Genomic DNA, 18,161 nt, shown 5'->3' with positions numbered 1-18,161 from the left:
GTCTTCACTGAAAATCGACAAGGTTATTCGCCGTCGAAGAGCCCGAGTTGATGCGCCTTGCCCACGCGTCGCGCGTCCGTGCTCTGCGCCCGGATCGCCTCACGAGCTCGCGCCGCGATCCTCGAATCGATCTCACTCCCGAGAAACCGCATCCCGAGCCGCCGCGCGGCAACGCCCGTCGAGCCGCCCCCCGTGAAGAAGTCGACGACCAGGCCCCCGGGCGGAGCCACCACCGCGAGGCACCGTTCGATCACCTCGGGAGGCTTGGCCGTCTGGTGATTCCGCGCCTCATGATGGAGCCGCGAAACGTTCAGTACGTCCCCCGTGCTCGCGTCATGAAAGACGCCGGTCCCCTTCACGAAGTGGAGGACGACCTCATGTTGGCGCCGGAACCCCGTCCCGAGGGCAGGAGCTCGCTTGTCCCAGATCACCATCCCTTGCCAGCGAAGCCCGCTTGATTCGAGGGCGGGAGCGAGGAGCGGAACCATCCGCCAGTCGCAGAAGACGCCGAGGCTCCCGCCGTCAACCAGGATCCGGAACGCCTGAACCGCGACGCAGCGCAGGAGCCACACGATCCCGGCGGATCCCATGTTGTCATTGATGAACCAGCCCATGGACTTCACGCTCTTGTGCGTGATCATCCCGCGCGCTTGGCGCTTGGCCGATTCCGTGTACCCGCCCGAGCAGTAGGGCGGATCGGTCCACACGGCGTGAGCACACGCGTCCGGGAGCGCTTCGGCGAAATCGAGCGCGTCGGCCGTGGCGACGTGCCACCCGGCCGATCCGGCGATCACCTCATCCGGCGAGCCCTCCTTCCCGATTGCAGCGCCATCGAGGAGCGAGGGCTTGGACCTGGCCACCATGGCGAGGACGGTATCAGCCCGCGATCGAACGTCTCAACTGAAACAAGTCGCAATGGTGGACATTATCGGTCCGATCCAAATGAGACAGAGAATGGCCGATCGCACCGACACTGTAACGGTGCAGAGCGCCCTTCCGAGCGTAGGCCGAGACAACCGCGAACACGGCCGGATCGACGCCGTTTCCATGACGAATGCACGTCTCGACCTATGATTCATGTCATCTCAGCGTAGGACACAAAATGTCCGAAGTGATGCGATTCCATACTGGCAGATCGCCCACTGCACGGCCGATAGTGCCCTCGCACGCGATGGCACGTCGAGCGACCCGTCCCAAGAATGAGCCGAGCAAGCGCCGCGAGGAGGGTGCAGAGGTGCCCAACCCCCGCACGCCGTGCGCGCGGTCTACGCGAGGAACGGGAGAGGGGACCACGAAGCCGAGCACCACGGCGCCCCAGGACAAGCTGAGGATCACCGTGAGCCCTTCCCCCGCGGGAAAACCCTTTGATCGCGAAGCGTTCGTCCGGGCACTCGCCGCGCTTGTCGTGGCAGACCTTTTGGACTATCCTCCTGAGAAGCCATGAAGCTCTTCGGTCTACGTTGCGCCATCTACGCCCGCCGCAGCAAAGAAGAACATCAAGCCGCATCCATCGAAGTGCAGACCGGGGAGGGTTCGAGGTACCTCACCAACCATGGGGGCACACTCGCCCCCGAGCACGTCTTTGTCGATGCCGACCACGGCCGCGCCGAGTTCAAGAAGCGGCCCGGCCTCATTGCCATGCTGAACGCCGCCGAGCGCGGCGAATTTGATGTTGTCGTTGTGCGCGATGAGTCGCGCCTCGGGGGCGACACCAACCGCACCTCGCTATTCATCCAGGACCTACTCGATGCGGGCGTCCGTCTCTTCTACTACTTCACGGACGAAGAGGTGACGATCGACGGCGCTGTCGACAAGTTCATGATCAACGTGCGGAACTTCGCCTCCGAGCTCGAGCGGGAGAAGATCAGCCAGAGGACCCACGAGCATCTGATGACGAAGGCCCGGCGCGGGCTCGTCGTCGGCGGGCGCGTGTACGGCTATGATAACGCCGAAGTCCGAGGCGGCGAACAGCGGATCCGCGTCGAATACAAGATCAACGAGGAGCAGGCGGCGATCATCCGTGAGCTATTCAAACGGTACGCGGACGGCGAGGGGCTACGCTCGATCGTGAAGGATCTGAACGCTCGCCGCGTCCCACCGCCGCGCGCGGGGAAGCGTGGCACCGGCTCGTGGGCGACCTCGGCCGTCTGGTCGATGCTTCGCCGCGAGCGCTACCGCGGGATCCTCGTCTGGAACACGAGGGAGAAGACCTACAAGGGCGGGACCAAGGTCCGGATCGCGCGGGATCCTTCCGAGTGGATCCGTACCGAGGTGCCCCATCTCCGGATCGTGGACGATGAGCTCTGGTTTGCCGTTCAGGCCCGAGCCCAAGCGCAGGAGCACCGCGAGACCCGGCGCGGCGCCGGGCGGCCCGCGCGCCATCTTCTTTCAGGCCTCGCCCGCTGCGGCCAGTGCGGCGGCCCGATGACCGTGACGAACGGCAAGCGCAGCTACGAGACCGTGAAGGTCTACGGCTGCGCCTACAGCCGCGATCGGGGCAAGACGGTCTGCGCGAACACGCTGCGCCGGCCTGTCGACGGCATCAACGACGCCGTCGCCCGGTGGATCTCCCAGACCGTTCTGTCCGAGGCGCTCCTTCTCGACGTGATCCAGCACGTGCGGACCCTCCTCGCCGAGCGGACGACCAAGACGACGACGGATCTCCCCCGGATGGAGAAGGAAGCCGCGCGACTCCGGACCGAGATCGATCGTCTCGTCACGGCCCTGGCGACGATCGACCAGAAGCCCGAGGCCGTGATCCGCGCCATCGCCGACCGTCAAGAAGAGCTCTCCGCGCTCGAAGCCCGGCTTCGCGGGGCCAAGGCAGCGCCCGAGGCGATCCAGCTCGAGCTCCGACGGATGGAGGCGGAGGCCCGGCGGCGGCTCGATGAGCTGAAGGGCACCTTGACGCGCAAGCCCGAGCAGGCCCGCGAGGTGATCAGCATGCTCTTCGAGGGCCCGATCAAGCTCACGCCGATCGAGACCCCCGAAGGGAAGCGGTTCTGGGTGGAGGGATCCGCGAACCTGTGGGCCCTGTTCGCGGCTGGATGTCTTAAATCAGCGTCCCCAGCGGGGTACGCACGGTCGTGCACCCGTCAAAACGGCGTGCGCCAGCCACTTTGCAGGGGTTCCAGTTGCCGCGAGCGATGCGAGCGGTCGCGTGAGGTACGCCTATCCTCCCGTCGTCGTCCCGTCCGCCTTGGACGTTATTGTCGAATTCAGAGCTCGAGCCGGCTACTCCCCATGTGGGACGCTAGCGCACATCGGTGCTCACACCCTGACCAGGGAGCAGACCGCACTGATTTGTAACACGCACCACATCAATAAACGGGATGCGGTCGTATCGCTTCTGCTGAGTGGATGGAAGCCCGTCCGGCGGGAAGTCTTCCAGCCCCCTGGCTCTCCCTCAACCAAGCGCGGCAGCAAGGCAGTCGTCGAGGACGAGGTGCCCTGTGGATGAATGCTCGGCAAATCCCTGGCGGGCCGCACGCGGTCTCGCGGGCCGGAGCTTAGATGAACTGCTGCTCGCCGGGTGCTGGCAGCGCACGAGATGCGGAAGATCAGCGGAAATGGCAACCGTGGCGCTCAGCGCCGGCAAGAAGGCCGAGATGAAGAGCAAGAAGATGCCTGGTACCCAGATGCAGAACGCGGCGACGGGCACGGTCTCGGCGGCGGAGGTTCGTGAGCTTCCGCTCGCCGACATCATTGTGCCCCGCCAGCGTGCCCGGCGGCTGCGCGACGTCACGGCGCTCGTCGAGTCCATCGCGCAATCCGGCCTCATCGAGCCGATCGTCGTGCGTCGCTTGCCGAACGGGCGCCTCGTACTCGTGTGCGGGGCGCACCGGCTGGACGCCCATCGGCAGCTCGGCCGTGACACGATCCTCGCGCGCATCATCGAGGTGTCCGATCTCGAGGCCGAGCTCATGGAGCTCGACGAAAACCTGATGCGAACCGAGCTCACGGTGCTCGAGCGTGGGGAACACCTGCTGCGGCGGAAGGAGATCCACGAGCAACTCTACCCCGAGACGAAGCACGGCGGCGCGCCTGGGAAGAAGGGCGGCGGGAAGAAGGCGAAAGACGCGACCGTCGCGTCCTTCGCCGAGGACACCGCCGCAAAGACGGGCCCCTCGGTCCGGACCATCCAGGACGACGTGAAGATCGCGCGGCTCGGCGACGACACGAAGAAGGCTATCCGCGGCACGCCGCTCGAGGACCAGAAGCGCGTGCTCCTGCAGATCACCCGGATCGCGCCGGAGAAGCAGGCGGCCGTCGCCGACGCGGTTGCCTCGGGGCGATGCGGCACCGTGAAGCAGGCCGTTATCGAACTCGGCGTGAAGGAGAAGCCCCAGCCTCGCCACCCACGCGGAGGCATCGCATCCCTCGTACGCGGCGTGGTCGAGCCCCTCTTGGACGCCAAGAAGCGCTTGGCACGCCTCGCGTCGGGCCTGGACACAGCGAGCGCGCAGGAGGCGCAGGCGTTGGGCGAGGAGATCTCGGCGGTCGAGAAGAAGCTCAGCGCGCTTGCAACCTCGGTCGAGGCGAGGTCTTTGCCGACCCGCGACGCACAGGTGCAGGTGCAGCAACAGCTACCGCCGCAGCGTCCAGACACGCCGCGCAGCGATGTCCTCGCTGCCGTCGAGGCCATGTTCGAGCTTGAGCGCGAGGGGATCTTGAAGGCGCCGCCGATGACCTTCATGGACGTCCTCTGCGCGGATCCGACCGATCCGCAGGGGCTTCGCAAGCAGCTCGCGGAGGTGCGGGGGATGATCCAGACACGAGCAGCGCGCGAATCGCGGGGATCGAGGTGCGGCCGTGGTGTCGTGCCTGCGAACGACGTCGTCGACCAGGGCGGGAGGCTCTTGTCGTATAAGACGTACAGCACGGTTCAGCGCTATCTCGAGCGACACGAGCCGACGCTGGAGCCCATCTACAACGAGTACGCGGCGACGCGCACAGAGAACCCGGAGAGCGCGCGGATCTGCGAGAAGATCGACCGCTTCCTCGAGAACGGTGGCATCGCGATCATCGACAACAGCTTCTCGTACGTCCATTACCTCAAGGCATACCGCGCCGATCCACAAGCGTTTCACGTCGCCGCGCGGGCGATGGAGCAGGAAATGGTGGCGTACCTCCGGGCGCTGAATCGGTTCTCGGACAAGGTGCTGCAGAGCATGCAGGACTTCACCGCACGGCCGAAGCGAGCGCACGTGCTCGCAGCGGCTGCATCTCACGGTGGGGCAAGGGGAGGTCCTGCATCGCCTCCTGCCGTGCCGCACAGAGGCGCCCGTGGGGTGCCGCCTGCCAGTGTGCCGAAGGGACCGACAGTGCCCGAACGGCCAAGCACACCGTCCGCCACGTCGATCAACGTCCGAAACGAAGTCGGCGCCCTGCTTGCCGACTACTTGCATGGTGTCTTGGCGAGCCCCGCACATGTCATGGAGGCAATTCAGAAGAAAAACTGGCCGCCGGAGACGACGCAGGCCGCACAAGATCTGGTGCGGGCGCTGTTGCCGGCTGCGTGATGGCAGGCGCCCGTCAGGGAACCGGCGTGGCCCCTTTGAGCGTGGCCTCTGTCCCTGTACGGGGTCGCTCTCGTTCATCGTGGGTGGAACCGTTCGAGGAGCACCACGAGTGGCGCGAGGCCAGGATCGGTAGCGCGATGCTCAGACCACCGGACACTGGCTCACCGGCGCAGGCGATGGGGAGCGCGCGCGTCCGACACACCGGGGGTGGCAACGGCGCCGACTTCCGGGTTCGGGTCGATGTCCTCGGGCGCCTCGGGTGCGACTGCGAGCCCGCGAGGGCGATGCGCTCGATGACAAGGTCGTGCCTGCCAGCCAGCCACAGGCCCGCCCACGTGGATGATGATGAGCGGGGCTCCAAGGCTCGTGCGTCCGTCCGCACGACTGGTAAGATCAGCCGTGTGAACGAAGCCCACTTCCAGGCCCTCATCATCGCGGAATTCGATCGAATTTTCCCGCTTTTGTGCGGGAGCAGGGGCGTGGAGGTTGAACGATGGCTCACACTGCGCCTTGGCCATCACACGATCCAGGTTGATGGCTACGAACGAGCGGGGGACAGACCCGTGCACGGTCGGCTCGACGCACTCATCCGAGTCGAAGGCCGCCCACGCATCGTGTTCGAGCTGAAGGCGCCAGGGGTTGCGCTTCAGGACGCGGACGTCATCCAAGGGCGCTCTTACGCGCTCCACCTGCCTGAGGTCGCGCCGCTTGTGGTGGTAACCAACGGTGCCGACACGCGTATCATTCAAGCCTACGATGGCGCTCCGCTCGATCCAGGGATCGCAGGAGCTCAAGCACTGGAAGCATCGATCGCCGCGGGCGCGAGGCGCGCTGCACACGATGTTGATGAGACGGTTCGGATACTTCTAGGCTCGGACGAGCGCGTCTGGCGGCAACTTTCCCAGAAGCTCAGCCGCGAGGCACGAGCGGCCCGCACCAGCACGGTTGCCGACGTGCGCGCACCTCTCGTCGCGGACTTCCGCATCCCGCGGGAGGCGACGGTGCGCGTGCGAGAGCTGATCATGAACGGAACGAAGCTAGTCTTCGTGCACGGCCCGCCCCTGTCTGGCGTTACGAACATCCTCGCTGAGCTATCCGAAGAGGTACCGTCCTCGCTCCCTGTGCTTCTCATCGACGCGGCCGCTGCACCGAACGTGCTCCAGCACCTCGCGAACCTCCTGAGCCGAGAGCTTTTCACCACGACAACGGCCGATGACGTGCGCAGGTGGCTTATATCGAGCCTCGCGCAGCCCGGCGCTCCGGCGCTGCTGCTCGCCATTGATGGGGAACCACGTGAGGGTATATCGGAACTCCGAGAAATCATCGACCGCACCAGCATGTCGCTGGTCGTGGGAGTCGGCGACGCCGCGCACCAACGCCTCACCCGCCGCGTGGGACGCACTGAGGCAAGCCCGCTTGCGCGCGGCGCCGCGAGCGTTCCCGTGGAGCCGCTCTCGGACGACGAGTTCGCGCACGCGACCGAACTCCTCCGCGGCCGGCACGTCACCTTCTTCCCAGGCGCAATGTACGCACGCGAGCTTCGAGCCCCCCGGATGCTGCGAGTCGTCGCGGCCACGGTCCCCGCCGCGGAGGACGTGGAGGCCGGTGAAGTAGTCCGTGTTTTTCCGATGCTCGGCCCAGGCACCCTTATTACCGCCTGGAACACATGGATCGGCGGCGAGCCGGAACTGGCACGCGATATACGCAAGGTCGTCGAAGCGCTCCTTGCAGAACGTGCTGCAAGGCGCGGCGACGTAGACTGGGCGGCAGCCACGTACGGACGGCCTTCAGTTGATCGCGACATCGCGGAGCGTGCCGTGGGCGAAGGTCGAATCGAACGCCTAATCAGAGAAGGATTCGCTGCGGCAGTAGAGCACGAGACACTCGGCGGGCGCGTGATCCTGCGACCAGAGGAGCTTTTCGCACACGCTACGGCCTGGCAGCTTGCTCGTGCTGGGGACAGCGCGAAACCCGAGGACTTTGTTCGTGAGGTGATCGCCCAAGCTGAGCTTATGCCGCATGGTGCAGTGCTCGCGGCGCTCGCTCTCCTATTGCGCATGGAGCACGCTGAGGATCCTGCAACCTCCAACGCAATACTCATGACGCTCGCCAAGGACGAGCCCAATGTCGCGACACCGACCAGTGGGTCGCGTGCCGTACTGCTGCTTGAGGGTGGCGCGATCGACATGAACTTCGGCCAAGAGCCAGCGCCACTCGTCGGTAATCTTTTCCCGTGGCTTGTGCTCTCACACCTCCTAGGGGCGGTGCTCGATGAGGGGGACGGTATTACGGCGAACGCCAAGTTGTTCGCGCGTCTTGGCAAAACGCCATACCTTCTTCGATATGTCGAGCCATCAACTCCCGACCGGCTCGACGGCATACCGTTCCATGAAGTGCCTGGCGTGGGCGCATTCCCATGCATCGACGCGGGCCTCGTTGAGCCACTGGCGCAGTCGATGCTCACGCACGCCCAGCATCGCCCGGATGAGCTTGTTCTGCTCGCTCGCGCCGCTGTCGAGAAGAACGAGGTACACCTTGCCTGGCGCGTGCACACGGTTGCTCGCCTTGCGGCCCAAATCGCAAATGAGAGCATCCGCATACATGCTGAAGTCGCTCGGAAGCACCTTCACGCTTTCATCGGAGAAAGGCTAGAGACAGTCGAGTGGGAGCAAAGAGCGAGCGACGAGGGAGACGAAGAGTGAATTCACGCTCGTCGAGCGAACCCTCGATAACTGCTTCCTCGCCCAGATTCCCAAGCGCCTCATCGGCGACAAGGCCTCCGACAGCAACGCGCTCGACGCGCGGCTTGCGAAGGAGCGGGGGATCGAGCTAATCGCACCCAATCGCTCGAATCGCAAGCGCCTTACCCAAGACCTCCGCCCCCTCCGCCGATACAAGCGCCGCTGGAAGCTTGAGCGCCTTTTCGCCTGGCTCCAAAGCTTCCGCCGCATCGTGGTACGGTACGAGCGCCATGCCGAGAACTCCCTCGGCTTCGTCTGCCTCGGATGCATGATCCTGTTCCTTCAGGACGCTCCTGGACGGTTGGACGGTCCGTGAGTGAGTTCTAGCGGGTGCCGTTCCGTGATCGGCACTAGCTTGAGCGGCCTCCGCGGCTATCTTCAGGGAGGCGGCTACGCGGTTTCGATAAGGCGATCCATATGCAAACGGCGGTGGACGAAGGGGGCGCGGTTACACGCCAAATACCTCAAATTCCCCAGAACGACGTCCCCGCCGCGAGCTTCGGCACGAAGCGGACGATGATCGGATCCTTGCTGCCTGGATCCGCTCGGTCGAGCGCGCCATGGACCTGATCAGCGTAAAAGTCGAAGCCGATGCGGAACTGGAGCTCCTGCTTCACGCGCACCTCGGCGAAGAGGGAGTTCTGGAAGCGCCAGTCGAGCGGGATGCCCTTGGGGAACTCCTCGTCGTTCGTGGCGATGTTGGTCTTGCAGCCATCGCCGGCCTGGCAACCGAAGTAAGTGGTCGACAAGCCGATGCCGACGCCCGGCGTAAAGCCTTTCGCATCGGTCTCCCCTGTCCCGACGAAGACGCCCACGTCCAGTCCGAGCATATATTGTCCCTGAAGAGTCGTGTCTTCTAGTGCATCCACCCGCCCCCATCGGTAGCCGCCGCGCCCCTGGAACATAAAATTGCGCGTCAAGTGCAGGCGCCCGGCCGCCATCAGATCGATGCTCCGCAGGAACCGAGCATTCGCGTCGCGACGGGTTTCCTCTGTGTTCTCGCCGCCCTTCGGCGCAATGCTCGGCGCCTTCACCACCGAGAAGAACCGCGCCGAGCCGAGGAGATTGAGGCCACCCTTCATCGAATAGGCTTCCTCCAGCCGACAGGCGTTCCTCTTCTTGAGCTGGACGTCGTCCGCGCTCGTCTTGGCGCCCTTGAGCGCCGCCTCACTCTCCTCGCGCACAGACTCGAGTCTCGAAGCCATCATACGGAGGGTCGTGTGATAGGCCGTGTCCTTGGCCAGGATGGCATCCCAGCTCCGCTTCAATGCGTCCTCAATGCCAGGCGCGCGCGCGGCGACACGCCGATCCGGCTTGCAGTCAGTCTGCGTCAGTCTCGTCAGCGTGCTGCATTCCGCGTCGTCAGCCCTGCAATCCGCGATGAGCCTGCACGCGACGTCCACCTCCGCTCGCTGTCGCATCTCAAGGGCAGCAAGGTTCGCCCTGGCTTTCTCGGCGATCGTCCCTGGCCCTTCGTACTCTGGATGCGCCTTGCACTTTTTCTCATTTTTGAGGCGGATGCGGGGACCATTGATACCCACCCCGGCGCCTATACCTAGGGTGCCATCCTGCTCGACGGAGAACCCGAATCGGGTCTCCGAGTAGTACCACCTGTAGGGCGGCTTCATCCAAGGAGCGAATGTCACCGTTCCAATCGTGTTGCCCGGCCTGAAGGCGACACGGGCCGTCACGTATTCGAGATCGAGTAGGTTCGGGCCTCCACCGATATCCCCGCCCACCGAGGGGACATCGGTGCCGGCGGCGGGAAGCTTGTTCTCGGTCTCGTCGCTCTGGGCGAGCGCGCCTCGCGCCGAGCCGATACACACGAGCAGCGTGGCGCCCATGAGGCCGATGCGGTTCGACATCCTCATGCCACGCCTCCCGGAGGATTGGTGATGGTCTCTTCGAAATCCTTCACGCTGTTGGCCTCGACCTTCCCTTTGGAGGCGATGACGAGCTTACCATCGCAAAGGATGTCCAATCCTTCCATCGGCGTCCCCGTGACATCTGCGAGGAAGACCCGCACCACCCATTTCGAGGTCCCATAAGGCACGTCGTTCGGATCGATCGAGATCTCCTCCCCCTTGCCCACGACGACAGGCAACTCGCGCAAATTTCCCCCGGCTCCGCGCACTTTTTGCACGTCGACGGCGCTCAGCAGGATGAACCTGACCTCAAGCCGTTCGTGAGTGCTGGTCCACGTGAACATCATCTTCATCGCCCGAACCTCCTGTTATCCGGTCTCACAGCAAGATCATTGCCAATTGGCTCTTCCGGCTGTTCGCGGTCACCCGCCCCCCCGCCGTCCATTCCTTTTGATCTCTGTCCATTCCCGTTGACATTGCACCGCCTCTCACCGCGCCCTGCGGGATTCGCAACATCGTCTCAGGGACGCGACGGACGCGGGCTCAGACGGGCCCAGGACAACCGAGCCCGCGGCATGGGCTACGCGCGTATCCCGCTACGGGGAGGAGGACGTGATCGCTAGGGCGCTCGCTCACCAGCGGTTGAGCATACAGGCAGACCCGTGCGACGGTGTAGTCCACGAGCATCACGCACCTCCCGTCTTAAACACCCGCTCTCGGTGCCACGGCAGGTACGAGCGATGCCCGTCCGCGAGTCCACGGACGCGAAGGGGCTGGTCGAGACTGAGCGTGGCGCGGGCGGCGCTGCCGAGCGTGTCGCTCACGACGATGGCGCCGTCGTCTGCGACGGTGATGAAGCCTCGATCGAAAGCCGCGTCGAGATGCGGTGCGAGCAGGATGCCGTTGTAGACGTCGAGCCGCTCGGCGTCGGTCTCGCAATCGGCCCACGGCTTGATGTGGCTCGCGCGGAGAAGCTCCCGCACGGCGAGCCCGGTTACGGCGCACCGCCCCTCCCACAGGTCGAGCAAGCCGTCGCGAAAAAGGTTCTGGCCGACGCGCTGAACCACGAGGTGCTCGGCCTCGGTCTTCTTCGGCAAGGCTGCAATCTGCTTCTCGAACGTGTGAAGCAGCTCTGTCGGCAGCGCTTTCGAGAGCTGGAAGGCGCGACGAAGGAGCCGATGCAATGCGGGCACGTCCGGGACCGTGCGCCCAGCGATGGCGCCCTTCGGAAGCGGCGCAGCCATGGGCGTGCCGTACTCGCCGAGGGCACGTGCGACGTTTTGCTGCGAGAACGCCGCGAGGAAGACGGCGGCACCGAACGCTCCGAGCCACACCCGAAGCGGGCACTGCGTGCTCGCAAAGACGAGCCAGTCGCCCTCGCGCTGGAACTCCTGGTCGAAGCCGTTGTCCGTGGCCGCCTTAGCGAGACGCGAGGCGATGATCGGCGAGAGCGTTGTCGTCATAGGTCCCGCCGCAAAAGTCGAGCTTCTGCGGGCGAGCCGTTCAACTTGAGCCGCACACGTTTGTCACCAACCAAGTCGTCCGGGGGACGCGACGTAGTCGTCACGATGTACTGGAACTGCGGGCCGGAGCCCGCCTTCTCCAGCTCCCGCACTACGTGAAAAAGCTCGTGGTAGATGCTGAGTCCGAGGTCGGAGCTGCGTGGGCTATCGTGAATTAGCAGCGGCGGGAGCTTGGTCGCCCCCTCGATACTCCGACACAGCGTCGCGAGATCGAAGGCGAGCACCTTCACCAAGTTGATAGCGGGCGTCGAGCGCTCGCCGCCGTACTCGACTACGAGATTCAGGCCGTTTCCGTCGTGCTGCACTCGCCCGGTGGCCTCTGACTTGGGGCCGAGGAGCCGTCGCACGAGCGGGTCGAAGTGCTGCCCGAGGCGGGCGAAGACCTGGCCATGCTGGTCGCGCTCTGCCCCGGCGGCCTCTCGTCGCTGCTTAAGGGTCGTGTCGATGTCGGCGAGCGTCTTCTCCGCTTCCGCGTTCTCGGTCAGCAGCTTCTCAAGGTCGCCGACGTCGTCGCCGATCCGCCTCGCGGCGTACCAAACCTCGGTCCGCGCATCACGCTGCCTCCTCGCAGCGCGAAGATCCGCCCATGCCTTGTCGCGCCTCGTTGTAGCCGCCTTGAGTTGGGGTCCGAGACGCTTGAGCGCTTCCTCTGCAGCCGCCTGCTCGGCTTTCTTGTCACGCAAGTCCCGCTGGTTCTTCTCTTGTCGCTGACGCAATGATTCGACATCGGGCAGTTTGTGCGAGAGCTTGCATCCCTCCGCAAGAACGCGGTCAATGGGCACCTCGCAGACGGGGCACGTAGGTATCTCCGCCTCGTCGAGGCTCGCCGTCAGGCCGGGCGTTTCGCTCGCGATTTGCTTCGCTACTGCCTCGGCGGTGCTCCGCTTGGTCTCCGCGCTGGAGAGCTCGGCCTCAAGCCGTTCGACCTCCTTTCGTTCGCTCTCGTACTTCGCCTCGAGGTCGTCCACTGACGCGAGTTCGCCCTTCGCGTCCACGACGGCAACTTGCGCCACGCGTACGCGTGCCGCGTTCCGCAAGAACTGGCCGAGGAGATCACCCTCGGGAAGCGGCTTTCCCTCAAGCTCGACCGCCCTCAAAATCCTCTTGAGTGACTGCTCGATCAGCCACCGGCGCCGCTCGATGCCGCGACCCTCGTCCTCTCGCCGTCTCCCGAGCTTCTCCACCTCGGCTTCCAACCTGTGTTCGCGCGGGGTGATGGCGCCGAGCAGCGCGCGCACCACGTTGTTCGCATCGCCTACTGAGAGTCGACGAGCGGGCGAGCCGGACTCGGAGGCTGCCGCGCGCCACTCCGTCGCCTTGCCGAAATGGCACTCCTGGTCACGTGTCAGCCACGCAATGGCGAAAAGCCATGCCCGACGCTGAGCCTCCGTCTCTTCCTCGCCTTCGCGGGACTTCGTGACGAGTGCGGCAACGTCTGCGGTCAGGAAGCGCTCGACGAGCATGTCGATGAGCGGCGCAATACCGGTCGGCGCGGTGTTCGACGAGACAGCCGCTTCGAGCGTTCCGCCCTCAAGCACGACGTCATGCCCAAACACGCCGATCGAGCGCACGACAACCCATTCAGCACCGTCAACGATCAGCTCTACTCCGACGCGGCCATCCTTGAACGCGCTGCTGATCTTGCTTCGCAGCACATCGGAAGCGAAGTGCGGTTCCCCCAAACAGTAGCGCAAGAGGCGACAGACTAGCGTCTTGCCCGCGCCGTGGCCCGGGCCCGGAGGGACTTCGCCGTCGTCGCGCGCGCTGCGGTCGGCGGGATCGGGCGACCAGATAATGTTGAGCCCGGGCCCGAACTCAATGTCCTGGATGGGCTTGGCGTCCGGCTCGCCCCAGATGACGAGCCGTCTGAACCAGAGCCGAGGCCCGTTCGTGGCGGTCGGCTTCACGTCCAGTTCCCGTGGCTTGAACAATTCACGCTGCATGTTCCAACCATTGCCGGATGGGCGTCGGCAGATTGAGGATGATCGCGTTCACCTGCATCGACTCCTGGAGGCGACGCAGCACGTTCACCACGAAGCCCGCTCGCCCTTCGGGCCAGCCGCTCGTGTCGATGGCCTCGGTGCCCGTGCCGAGGGCCCAAGTGTTCTGCTGTAGGTCCTCAAGCAACCTCCCGCGGCCACGCAAGCCAGTGAGCGCGGCCCCCCACTCCTGGGTCGTAGCGTCGATCGCGGCGGTCGCTGCCTTCTTCGCGTCAGGCCCGATCACACTCGCCCATTGGGCCTTCTCAGTCCTGTCGAGCTGGGGAGCGAGAAGGTGCGGCTCCAAGCAGAGCAGCGCGGCGAGACGAGCTTGTCGCCGATCCATCGGTGCCCCGTTCGCCTTGAGTACCGCGAGGATGGCGGCCTGGATCTCGCCGCGCTCCATCATGTGCGGTCGCTCCCATGCCTTCGCACCAACGGCGGCGAGGTCCGGCACCACCGCGGTGGTTGCGACTGCAGCCGGTCGAACTTCGGGCTGCGGCCGGGCCGCCGGGCGACTCGGGAACGCGATGACCTTCCCGCCACCGCGTGCCGGATGCGCCACGCTGCGGTCGGCAGGTGGTGGCGAGAGGCGCGTCTGGTACGGTTTGCCAAAGTGCTCGGCCTCGGCCAGCTCGTCGTAAATCGCGAGGACCACGTCCTTCGTTCGGTAGACGCCGTTGTTGGCCTTCTCATCGTCTCGGCGAATGATGGGAAACGTCTCCATCACGTATTCGACGTCGTCGCGGGCCACCTCGTAGAGGTGGAAAAAGGCGGCATCCATCTCGCATCGAAGCAGGAATCGCCGCTCCGGGTCCCAGCGGAACGGCGAGCCGTCGTGGCCGAGGTCACGAGCAAACGATTCGAGGTCCCATGCGGTGTACGTGAGTTCCAGAACTCGCAACACGAGCCAATCGACGACACGCATTCCCCCTGCCCACGAAGGGGCCGCTTCGTAGGCAGAGGGCGGCAGCGCCGGAAGCTGCTTCATCGTGAAGACATTGAGACTCGTGCCACCTGTTTTCTGTCGCGCGCAGTAGTCGAAGATGAAGCTACATAGATTCGCGTACAGAGCCGCCGCAAGACTCGGTTCGACCGACGGGAACAACAGGAGGAACTTGTTGCCGACTGCCGTCGTCGGCAGCAGCGACGAGACCATCGTCCTCTCGTCCGTGCTTCGGCAGATATCGCGCCACCCAACCAGCCATCCTCGCGTCCAAAGCCCAGCGAGGCGTTCGCGAACCTCTGCGCCGTCCACCCAGTAACGGGCCAGCGGTGAGTAGTCTGCGTCCCCAAGACGCTCGATCGGTACGTCGGGAAGACTGGTGCTTTCGCTCGACGCGAGCTTGTCGGCATAGTCGCCATATCGATGGTCGAAGTGGTGCAGCATCTTCGCCTCGTACAGCGGGACCATTTCCGTCGTGCCCCGCGAGTACTTGTTGCCGTGCCGTTCCCAGCCCTCCGACTCCAGTTGAGTCTTCGTGTGGAAGTACGACGCATCCTCAGCCATGTGCCAAAGGCGAGTGCGAATCTGGAGACGCCACGGGTTTCCGTCGGGCACGTCTTCGCGCCAAAGCACCCCGCTCCGACGGTAGATGTCGCGGTTGAGCCTTGCGTCGCGCTTCGACCTGAATGTCGGACACGTTCTCGTGTTCGGGTTCAGTCGCTCGAAGTCCTCAGCGCTGAGAGAGAACCGACGCTCTGGATCGGCCAGTTCCTCTACGCCTCGCGCAAAGAACAGGAAGTCGGCGGGGGCCTCGCCTCTGCCGAGCGTCAAGAGGCAGAACTTAAACCTGGCATGGCCAACTTCCCCGAAGAGGCCAGGACCACTCTGGAAGTCGAGCAGCGATCGCAGGAATCGCTCGTCGACTAGGGAGCGGAAGAACTCCTTGGTCGTGTCGTCCGTTGCGATGCCGCTGGGGACAATGAACCCAGCTCGCCCTCTGGGACTGAGGAGCGAACGGTTGTGCTCCGCGAAGATCGCGTACGTATTGACGTCTCCGACGCCACAGAGTGGATACCGACCCGACTGCCGGATCGAATGACTCTCTCCTTCGGCCTTACGGCTCGCAGTGCTCCACTCCTCCCAGAGTTGCGGGTTCTCATCGGGCAGCTTCGCGATGAGCTTCTTGCGGGCCGCCGCGTTCAAGGCCTTCGCGATCTCCTCGCTGCGTGACGCGAAGAATTCCTGCTCCTGCAGCTTCACGCGTTCCCACGGCGGGTTGCCGAGGACGACATCGAAACCGCCCTTCGCGAAAACTTGCGGGAACTGCAGGTGCCAGTGGAAAAACCGGTACTGGTCCGCGAGCTCACCGACCGTCTTCGTCGTGAGTGCAGGCGCCTTGCCCTGCCCATCACGGAGCTGGCGCCACAGCTCGTTCGTCGGCGTGGCGTCGGTCAGCTCGCCCGGCTGCTTTGGCCACACGAACGCGGCGCACCATGCGTCGGCCACGAACTTCTGGTGGCGGTACTCGGGCGAGCCCAAGATGCCGTCCCAGCGCTCCTCCTTCTTCGCGAGCGCTTCGACGTTCGCATCACTCGCCGCATCGAGCTCGGTGACCGCGCGCGTGACGGCCTGCGCCTCGGTGTCGGCGGTCTTGGTCCACAGCGTGTCGAGGGAACGCTGTCCTTCGGCGGCCTTCTTGTTCCGCTTCTTGAGCGCGCTCGCGGTCTTCTTGTCGTCGCCCTCGATCGGGTCCCACGCCGCATCGGGGATGCCCTTTGCCATCAGCTCCGGCGTCGTCCCGAGGAGCGCGTTGCCGTGCTGGATGTGCGAGTTGAGGAACGTGAGCGGCAGGCCCGGCTCGACCGCCTCCATCCAAAGGCCGACCTTGCACAGCTCGACGGCCATCGGATTGAGGTCGACGCCGAAGATGCAGCGTCCGACGACCTGCCGCAGCGCGTGCCGGTACTCGGCGGCCGAGGGCGTGCCGTTCGCCTCAAGGCGCGCGACTTGCGCCGCAAGCCTGCGCGCGGCCGCGAGGAGGAAGTGACCCGAGCCGCAAGCCGGGTCGACGATCGATAGGCCCAGCAGCGCCTCAACCGGGGTCGCCGGGTTCTTCGCGATGGTGTCGGCGATGACGGGCTCGAGCGCGCTGTCGAGCAGCACTTGCACGAGGCTCTCTGGCGTGTAGTAGCTCCCCGTCGTCTTGCGCGCGTTGCCCTTGGTCTCACCGCCAGAGGCGAAGCCGAACTGCCGTCCGTCCTTGGCGATCTGCGGAACGAGTTCAAGGAGGCTCTCGTAGACGCTGCCCAGCTCCTCGGGGCCCATGTCGCGCCAGTTGACGCGCGAGAGGCTGCCGTCCTCGCGAAGCCACGCGAGCTTGAAAACGGCGAGGAGCAGCGCGCGGTTCTCGAGCTTCGCGGCATCGAGCGCGGGACACTGGCTCGCCGCGAAAATGCCCGCGAGCGCCGGTAGACCGAGGCGCGCCTCTCCGGCAGCAAGGCCACGGCACACGACCTTGGTCGCCTCCCACAGGTCGGAGAATCGGTCATGGGCGCTGCGCTTCACCGAGCGCTCGCGCAGGCGCCGGATACCGTAGCCGTGGGCGTAGAGCGCCTTCGCTGCGTCGCTCGTCCCGTCGGGGTGAAGCAGCCCGCGCTCTTCGACCGTGAGCAGGAAGATGAGCCGGTAGACGAGCCGCAGGAGCTGGTTGAAGTAGTCCTTCACCGGCAGCGTGCCGTTCTGAAGGTCGATGCGTAGCGTCTGGTTCTCCGCGTGCGAAAGGAAGCCCTGGCCCAGCGCAACGAGCGCTTCCTCGACGCCACGTCGAAGGTGCTCGCGCGCACGTGTGCCTTCTTCGCGGCCTGCGTTACGCCAGACCTCGAGCGCGCATTCGGTGACGGGCTGCCCTTCACGGCCGAAGCGCGTCTCGTGGAGGAGGAGCCAGAGCACAGCGAAGTCGGCGTAGCGGTCCTCGGTGAAGATACGCTGGAGATCGCCCTCGATCCACGCGGGGCGCGTGAGGCTCGCGTTGTCGCGCACGATGCGCAGGGCGGAGCCGTCGCTGGCGATACCCCAGAGCGCGCCTTCCTGGGCGTTCAGGTACTCCTGCGCGAGACCGAAGGCGCTACGGCGACGGCTGCCGTCGCCGAACGACGGCGAGAGCGAGTCCAGTCCGCTGTTGGCCGGAGCAATGACGACCGGCACACGCCCGCCGAGCGCTGCGCGCCCGATGGGGTACGTCCGCTCCTGGAGGCGCGCAGGCTCCACTGCCGCGAGCGACGTGAAGCCGAATGCGTCGCGGAGGAGCGCGGGCACGAAGCGCTCGGAGACGGCCTTCGGGTCGGCCTTCGCGTCACGGCCGGACTTGAAGTCGGCCCACTGGGCCTGCGCGATGCGCCAGTAGCGGCCAATCTCGTCGCGGAGGTTGAGGCCCTTATGTATGCGATAGTCCGCTTCGGCCTGCGTTCCCGCCTGAAGCTGGGCGACCTTCGAGAGCCACTCGGGCGAGAGGAGGCCGCCTTCGATCGAGAGCGCTTCGAACGCGAGCTGGGCCTCACGGGCTCGGGTCTTTCGCTTTGCTGCCAT

The 18,161-nt window shown here is 65.2% G+C and carries 10 protein-coding genes; 4 read left to right on the top strand and 6 right to left on the bottom strand.

What is annotated here, in order from left to right; all coding sequences use genetic code 11:
* Positions 1-23: 23 nt before the first annotated feature.
* Positions 24-863, bottom strand: a complete 840-nt coding sequence (locus E8A74_RS26060; RefSeq protein ID WP_136931777.1) for a DNA-methyltransferase — start codon at positions 861-863, stop codon at positions 24-26.
* 577 nt (positions 864-1,440) lie between these two features.
* Here E8A74_RS26060 and E8A74_RS26055 point away from each other — a divergent pair.
* From E8A74_RS26055 to E8A74_RS56070, 4 genes are all read left to right on the top strand, one after another.
* Positions 1,441-3,309 (top strand): recombinase family protein, encoded by a 1,869-nt coding sequence (locus E8A74_RS26055; RefSeq protein ID WP_136931776.1) that lies wholly within the window; start codon positions 1,441-1,443, stop codon positions 3,307-3,309.
* A gap of 260 nt (positions 3,310-3,569) precedes the next feature.
* Entirely contained in the window at positions 3,570-5,522 is a 1,953-nt protein-coding gene (locus tag E8A74_RS26050) for a ParB/RepB/Spo0J family partition protein (protein WP_136931775.1), read from the top strand.
* Positions 5,523-5,923: 401 nt separating this feature from the next.
* The gene (locus tag E8A74_RS26045) at positions 5,924-8,224 is read left to right on the top strand and encodes a type I restriction enzyme HsdR N-terminal domain-containing protein (protein WP_170229372.1); all 2,301 of its coding nucleotides are present in this window, start codon (positions 5,924-5,926) and stop codon (positions 8,222-8,224) included.
* A gap of 46 nt (positions 8,225-8,270) precedes the next feature.
* Positions 8,271-8,579, top strand: a complete 309-nt coding sequence (locus E8A74_RS56070) for a transposase (RefSeq protein WP_136931820.1) — start codon at positions 8,271-8,273, stop codon at positions 8,577-8,579.
* 148 nt (positions 8,580-8,727) lie between these two features.
* On the opposite strand, the gene E8A74_RS26035 is transcribed toward E8A74_RS56070, so the two are convergent.
* From E8A74_RS26035 to E8A74_RS26015, 5 genes are all read right to left on the bottom strand, one after another.
* Positions 8,728-10,128 carry a hypothetical protein gene (locus tag E8A74_RS26035; protein ID WP_136931773.1) on the bottom strand — a complete coding sequence of 467 codons (1,401 nt, stop codon included), beginning with the start codon at positions 10,126-10,128 and terminating at the stop codon, positions 8,728-8,730.
* Positions 10,129-10,130: 2 nt separating this feature from the next.
* Positions 10,131-10,481 carry a hypothetical protein gene (locus E8A74_RS26030; RefSeq protein WP_136931772.1) on the bottom strand — a complete coding sequence of 117 codons (351 nt, stop codon included), beginning with the start codon at positions 10,479-10,481 and terminating at the stop codon, positions 10,131-10,133.
* Between the two features lie 333 nt (positions 10,482-10,814).
* Complete coding sequence (locus E8A74_RS26025; protein WP_136931771.1) at positions 10,815-11,591, bottom strand: HNH endonuclease; 777 nt, start codon at positions 11,589-11,591, stop codon at positions 10,815-10,817.
* Positions 11,588-13,594, bottom strand: coding sequence for a chromosome segregation protein SMC (locus E8A74_RS26020; RefSeq protein WP_136931770.1), 2,007 nt, complete (start codon positions 13,592-13,594; stop codon positions 11,588-11,590). Before E8A74_RS26020 ends, E8A74_RS26025 begins: the two co-directional genes overlap by 4 nt.
* Positions 13,584-18,161 (bottom strand): Eco57I restriction-modification methylase domain-containing protein, encoded by a 4,578-nt coding sequence (locus E8A74_RS26015; RefSeq protein WP_136931769.1) that lies wholly within the window; start codon positions 18,159-18,161, stop codon positions 13,584-13,586. The genes E8A74_RS26020 and E8A74_RS26015 overlap by 11 nt, the downstream gene beginning before the upstream one ends.

The sequence above is a fragment of the Polyangium fumosum genome, from assembly GCF_005144585.1.
GTDB classification, from domain to species: domain Bacteria; phylum Myxococcota_A; class Polyangia; order Polyangiales; family Polyangiaceae; genus Polyangium; species Polyangium fumosum.
Note: the sequence above shows the minus strand (reverse complement) of the source record. Positions and strands in the feature narration are given on the sequence as shown.

Coding starts and splice junctions, on each gene's coding strand:
- E8A74_RS26025 (WP_136931771.1), bottom strand. CDS start 11,591: ATGACGACAACGCTCTCGCCGATCATCGCCTCGCGTCTCGCTAAGGCG.
- E8A74_RS26060 (WP_136931777.1), bottom strand. CDS start 863: ATGGTGGCCAGGTCCAAGCCCTCGCTCCTCGATGGCGCTGCAATCGGG.
- E8A74_RS26015 (WP_136931769.1), bottom strand. CDS start 18,161: ATGGCAGCAAAGCGAAAGACCCGAGCCCGTGAGGCCCAGCTCGCGTTC.
- E8A74_RS26050 (WP_136931775.1), top strand. CDS start 3,570: ATGGCAACCGTGGCGCTCAGCGCCGGCAAGAAGGCCGAGATGAAGAGC.
- E8A74_RS26020 (WP_136931770.1), bottom strand. CDS start 13,594: ATGCAGCGTGAATTGTTCAAGCCACGGGAACTGGACGTGAAGCCGACC.
- E8A74_RS26035 (WP_136931773.1), bottom strand. CDS start 10,128: ATGTCGAACCGCATCGGCCTCATGGGCGCCACGCTGCTCGTGTGTATC.
- E8A74_RS26030 (WP_136931772.1), bottom strand. CDS start 10,481: ATGAAGATGATGTTCACGTGGACCAGCACTCACGAACGGCTTGAGGTC.
- E8A74_RS26055 (WP_136931776.1), top strand. CDS start 1,441: ATGAAGCTCTTCGGTCTACGTTGCGCCATCTACGCCCGCCGCAGCAAA.